The 4,844-nt window shown below is 49.9% G+C and carries 4 protein-coding genes and 1 other annotated feature; of the genes, 1 reads left to right on the forward strand and 3 read right to left on the reverse strand.

Features of this window, described 5'->3' with window-relative positions; all coding sequences use genetic code 11:
* Positions 1–31 precede the first annotated feature (31 nt).
* Positions 32–1,132: an ABC transporter substrate-binding protein gene (locus CLOSYM_RS16265; protein WP_044902636.1), complete on the reverse strand. Its 1,101-nt coding sequence runs from the start codon at positions 1,130–1,132 to the stop codon at positions 32–34.
* 193 nt (positions 1,133–1,325) lie between these two features.
* Positions 1,326–1,559 (reverse strand) — a binding site (T-box leader).
* A gap of 143 nt (positions 1,560–1,702) precedes the next feature.
* On the opposite strand from CLOSYM_RS16265, the gene CLOSYM_RS16270 reads away from it, so the two are divergent.
* Positions 1,703–2,215: a cysteine hydrolase family protein gene (locus CLOSYM_RS16270; RefSeq protein WP_044902638.1), complete on the forward strand. Its 513-nt coding sequence runs from the start codon at positions 1,703–1,705 to the stop codon at positions 2,213–2,215.
* Between the two features lie 140 nt (positions 2,216–2,355).
* On the opposite strand, the gene aroA is transcribed toward CLOSYM_RS16270, so the two are convergent.
* On the reverse strand, positions 2,356–3,636 hold the full coding sequence (gene aroA / locus CLOSYM_RS16275; RefSeq protein ID WP_021642955.1) for a 3-phosphoshikimate 1-carboxyvinyltransferase: 1,281 nt from the start codon (positions 3,634–3,636) through the stop codon (positions 2,356–2,358).
* A gap of 39 nt (positions 3,637–3,675) precedes the next feature.
* Positions 3,676–4,773 (reverse strand): prephenate dehydrogenase, encoded by a 1,098-nt coding sequence (locus tag CLOSYM_RS16280; protein ID WP_021642956.1) that lies wholly within the window; start codon positions 4,771–4,773, stop codon positions 3,676–3,678.
* Positions 4,774–4,844: the final 71 nt, after the last annotated feature.

Below are 4,844 nucleotides of genomic sequence, written 5' to 3' on the forward strand. Positions count from 1 at the left end.
GTGACCTGTGCGCAGAGCGTACAGGTTATCGTTACTGTGTGATCTCGTCGAACATTTCGGCGGCATTTGCCGTCAGGCTTTCCGGTAATGTGATACCCAGGTTTTCAGCTACTTTAGTATTCCCATAAAAGGATGCCCCTTTAATCACTTCAAAATTCATTTCGCTGGCTTTTGCCTCGCCTTTTAATACTTTGGCGGCCATCTGTCCTGTCTGTCTTCCAAGAGCCACATAATCAAGGCCTTCAGATGCAAGACAGCCGACTTTGACCTGCTCCACCTCACTGCCGAATACCGGGATTCCTTTTTTATTCGCAGCATCCAGAACAACCTGGAGAGAGCTTACAACCGTGTTATCGGTCAGATTGTTAATACAGTCTACCTTCTGTACCAGCTGGTCTGCGGCCAGCGGGACATCGGCCGCGGATGAAACACCGCTCTCTATGATTTCAAATCCGTATTCAGGAGCCGCTGCTTTGTATTCTTCGATGGTGGAGAGGGAGTTAACCTCGCTTGTGCTGTACATGATTCCGATTTTTTTTGCATCGGGAAGCACTTCGCGGATCATCTGGAGCTGTTCTGTCACAGGAAGCTTATCGCTGGTGCCTGTCACTTCCCCTACCGGTGAACCATCCGCGTTGGCAAGCTCTGCCATAACCGGGTCAGTCACTGCCGTATAGATAACAGGTGTTCCTGTTTTTCTTGCCGCACTGTATGCACTCTGAGCGATTGGCGTTGCAATGCCGCAGATTAAATCAGCCTTTTTAGAGATAAAGTTAGTGATAATCTGGCTCGATGTTCCGCCGTCCGCGTTGGCATTCTCATAGAGGATTGTAAGATTTTCACCTTCCACAAAGCCTTCCTCGGCCAGGCCCTGGATAAAACCTTCACGGCAGTTGTCAAGGGAACCGTGTACGGCAAACTGTCCGATGCCGATAGTATATTTCCCATCAACAAGGTTTCCTGTATTTTCTTCCCCGGCTTTTGCCGGTTCTGTTTCTGTTGCTCCTTCTGAGACAGCTTCCGTCTTTGCAGGCTCTGAGGTTTCAGTCTTATTTCCTGATGAAGAGCAGCCTGATAATGCCGCTGCAGCCATAGCGCCGATTAATAATGATGCAAATACTTTCTTTTTCATAATTCTTTCCTCCATTAACTGTTTTTATGATTTTAATTAGACTGAGTCTGCTCGGCAGACTCCCGCGCCGGAGCGCGGTCGCTTTGGCGACATAATTCCCTACCGCCGCAGTGCGATCCTCAGCGGAGCGGTTTTTATTTAACGGAAGAACTTTCCTGTTAAATAAAAAAAAGCCCCAGACACAGTTTCCTGCATCTGGGACGAATTTATAAATCCGCGGTACCACCCAAATTGACGTAAAGCCCACTCATTCATATACTAACATATATGCCGCCAGATAACGGTTGCGGTTTCCGTCAGCCCATACTGTTGTTCAGGGCTGCCCTCAAAAGTCCATTCGGTTACCAACTTCATACTATGCTTCCACCATGACATAGCTCTCTGTAATGTCGTAAGATAACTTACTCCTCTTTTTCAACGGTTTTATTTTTTCTAATCCTAATACTTTTTTCCTGATTTGTCAATAGCGTTTGCAGAAAAAATATGATATAATCGCTTTTAACAGAAAATGGAACCGGCAGGCCTTTTGGGGAGAGGCCGTCCGGCTGGATGAAAGGGGATTGTACTGAAATGAAGAAACTGCTGGTAGTGATTGACATGCAGAATGATTTTGTGGATGGCTCTCTGGGAACAGAGGAGGCCATGAAAATCGTTCCGGAGGTGCAGGCGAGGATTGAGCAGCACAAAAGCGAGGGGCAGGAGGTTGTCTTTACAATGGATACACATTATGACAATTATCTTGAGACTCTGGAAGGAAAGAACCTTCCGGTGGAACATTGCAAAAAGGAGACAGAAGGATGGCAGCTCTGCAGCCCTCTTAGCGGGTATGAAGGGAAGCGTTTTGAAAAGCCGACGTTCGGAAGTGTGGAATTGGCGGCATATGCCAGGGATAAGGATTATGACTCAATTGAGCTGGTGGGCCTGTGTACGGATATCTGCGTTATATCTATCGCACTTCTTCTTAAAGCGGTGCTTCCGGGCACTCCGATCCGTGTGAGGGCCGCCTGCTGTGCCGGTGTTACTCCGGAAAGCCACCGCAATGCTCTGGAAGCGATGAAGATGTGTCAGATAGAGGTTATTTAGCGTTGCAGTGAGGACAGACGAGACAAAGTTCAGCGATTTTATATGAAAAAGCAGATTTACTGCTTTACGAAGTGAAAAGGGAAGGCCGTAACGGATACAGGATCGGATAATACGATTCTGTTTCCGTTACGGCCTTCCGGCTATTCACGTTTAAGCCTGGCAAGATCGGAATAAAAACCGGGATAAGAGATATTAACACACTCCGCGTCGAGTATTTCCGTCTCGCCTTCCGCAGCCAGGGCTGTTACGGCGAAGGTCATGGCGATCCGGTGATCTTTTTTGCTGTCGATTACGGCGCCGTGGAGCGGGCGGCCGCCATGAATGATCATTCCGTCCTCTGTTTCCGTGACATCGGCGCCCATGGCTCTCAGATTTTCCGCCATGACGGTAATCCGGTTGGACTCTTTTACCTTAAGTTCGGCGGCGTCGCGGATTACGGTAATGCCCTTTGCATAGCAGGCCATGGCGGCAAGCATGGGAAGCTCGTCTATAAGGGTCGGGATAATGCTTCCCTCAATGACGGCTCCCTGCAGGGCTGAAGACCGGACCAGCAGATCCGCTGTCGGCTCCCCCGATTCATTTTTACGGTTCAGGATTGAAATGTTACCATTCATCTGCCTGCACACATGAAGAATACCGTCCCGGGTCGGATTGATGCCCACGTTGCGGATCAGAACCTCGGAATTCGGAACAATCAGGGCAGCGGCGATGAAGAATGCGGCTGAGGAGATATCACCGGGAACGGTAATACACAATCCTTTTAAAGCATTTCCCGGTCTCAAAACAGCCGTTGTATTTTCAGTGCGGATATCGGCCCCGAACGCGGAAAGCATCAGCTCGCTGTGATTTCTCGAGATATAAGATTCTGTGACACGGGTTTCTCCTTCGGCGTAAAGGCCGGCCAGCAATACGGCGGATTTCACCTGGGCGGAGGCCACGGGTGACTGGTAATGGATTCCATGGATACGGCATCCGGTAATTGCAAGAGGAGCACAGTCATTGCAATGGATACTTCTAATCTTTGCCCCCATCATGGAAAGCGGTTCCATAATCCGCTTCATGGGCCGCCGGCAGATGGATTCATCCCCTGTCAGGGTTACATCGAAATCCTGGGCTGCCAGGATTCCGCAGATCAGCCGTGTCGTGGTGCCGCTGTTGCCGCAGTCCAGGATCTCTTTCGGGGCGGTAAGCCCGCGCAGCCCCCTGCCGTGAATCAGGACAGTTTCCCCCTTATTCTCAATAGGAATTCCCATCTTTGTAAAACAGGAAATGGTGGAGAGGCAGTCTGCCCCCTGAAGAAATCCACGCACCTCGGTAAGGCCTTCGGCAATAGATCCGAACATGATACTGCGGTGTGATATGGATTTGTCACCCGGTATGGTCAATTCGCCCGATAAACGGCGGGCTTTGGAGAATTTCATAAACAGAACCTCATTTCATCTTCATTCTTCTTTCGGGCATCAGCCGAGAAAGAGTGTATAATTGTAATTTTTAAGGCGTACCCAGGCAGCCGTCATGGAGGCCTCATCATAGAAGGAAATCCGGAGGGCGCCTTCCCCGTGTTCACGGTTATGGTTAATGCCGATATTCATAATATTGATGCCCTGGCCTGCCAGAATCGCGGAGATTATGGATATAGTGCCGGGTTCGTCCACAACGTCAACAGAGAAGGAGTAGTCTGGCGTGACGGAGCCCTTTGAATTGTCTGCAAAGGAATTCCGGTAGTCGCGTGAGGATTCGAACAGCCGGTGAATGGCTCCGGAATCTTTACTCTCTACATCCGTAAGGATATGGCCCAGTGATTCAATATACCGTTTGAGGATAACTGATATATTGGCGTCGTTGGTCATGCAGATTTGTTCCCACATCACGGGGGAGGAGGAGGCAATGCGCGTAATGTCCTTAAATCCGCCGGCCGCAAGCCGTTTCATTGTCTGATTCTCATTATCACAGTCGTGAACCAGATTTACGAGGCTCGAGGCGATCAGGTGGGGAAGATGGCTGATGGCAGCCACGATAAAATCATGCTCCCGGTAGTCCAGCACGAGCGGAATGGCTCCGATGGCTTTTGCAACCCCTGTCATGCGTTCCGTGAAGGAAGACGGAGTCTTTCCCGTAGGCGTGATAATATAGTAGGCATTCTCCAGGAGGTGGTCGGAGGCATTCTCATAGCCGGTCTTTTCGGAACCGGCCATCGGATGGCCGCCTACGAAGCAGTCCTCCATCCCGAGAGATGTTACCGTCTCATGGATATTCGTTTTGGTGCTTCCCACATCGGTAACGATAGCCCCCTTTTTGACAAACGGTTTGATCTGCTGCAGATAATCGGCATTATATTCCACGGGGGTGCAGAGGAAAATGATATCACATTCCGACAGGTGTTCGTCGACACCGTCCAGAATTACATCCACAATCCCATCCCGCTTTGCCTGTTTCAGCTTCTCTCTGGTGCGCATGTATGCCATAATCCTGGTGCCCGGCGCTCTACGCTTTAGTCCTTTGGCTACAGAGCCTCCGATAAGGCCGAGTCCGATAAACGCAACTGTCAAATCTGTCATAGTTAATCCTCCGTAAATGTATTCGTAACGTTCAGGCAACGATAACCTGCACGCTCCGCGCACAGGTCACC

The sequence above is a fragment of the [Clostridium] symbiosum ATCC 14940 genome (assembly GCF_000466485.1).
GTDB lineage: Bacteria > Bacillota > Clostridia > Lachnospirales > Lachnospiraceae > Otoolea > Otoolea symbiosa.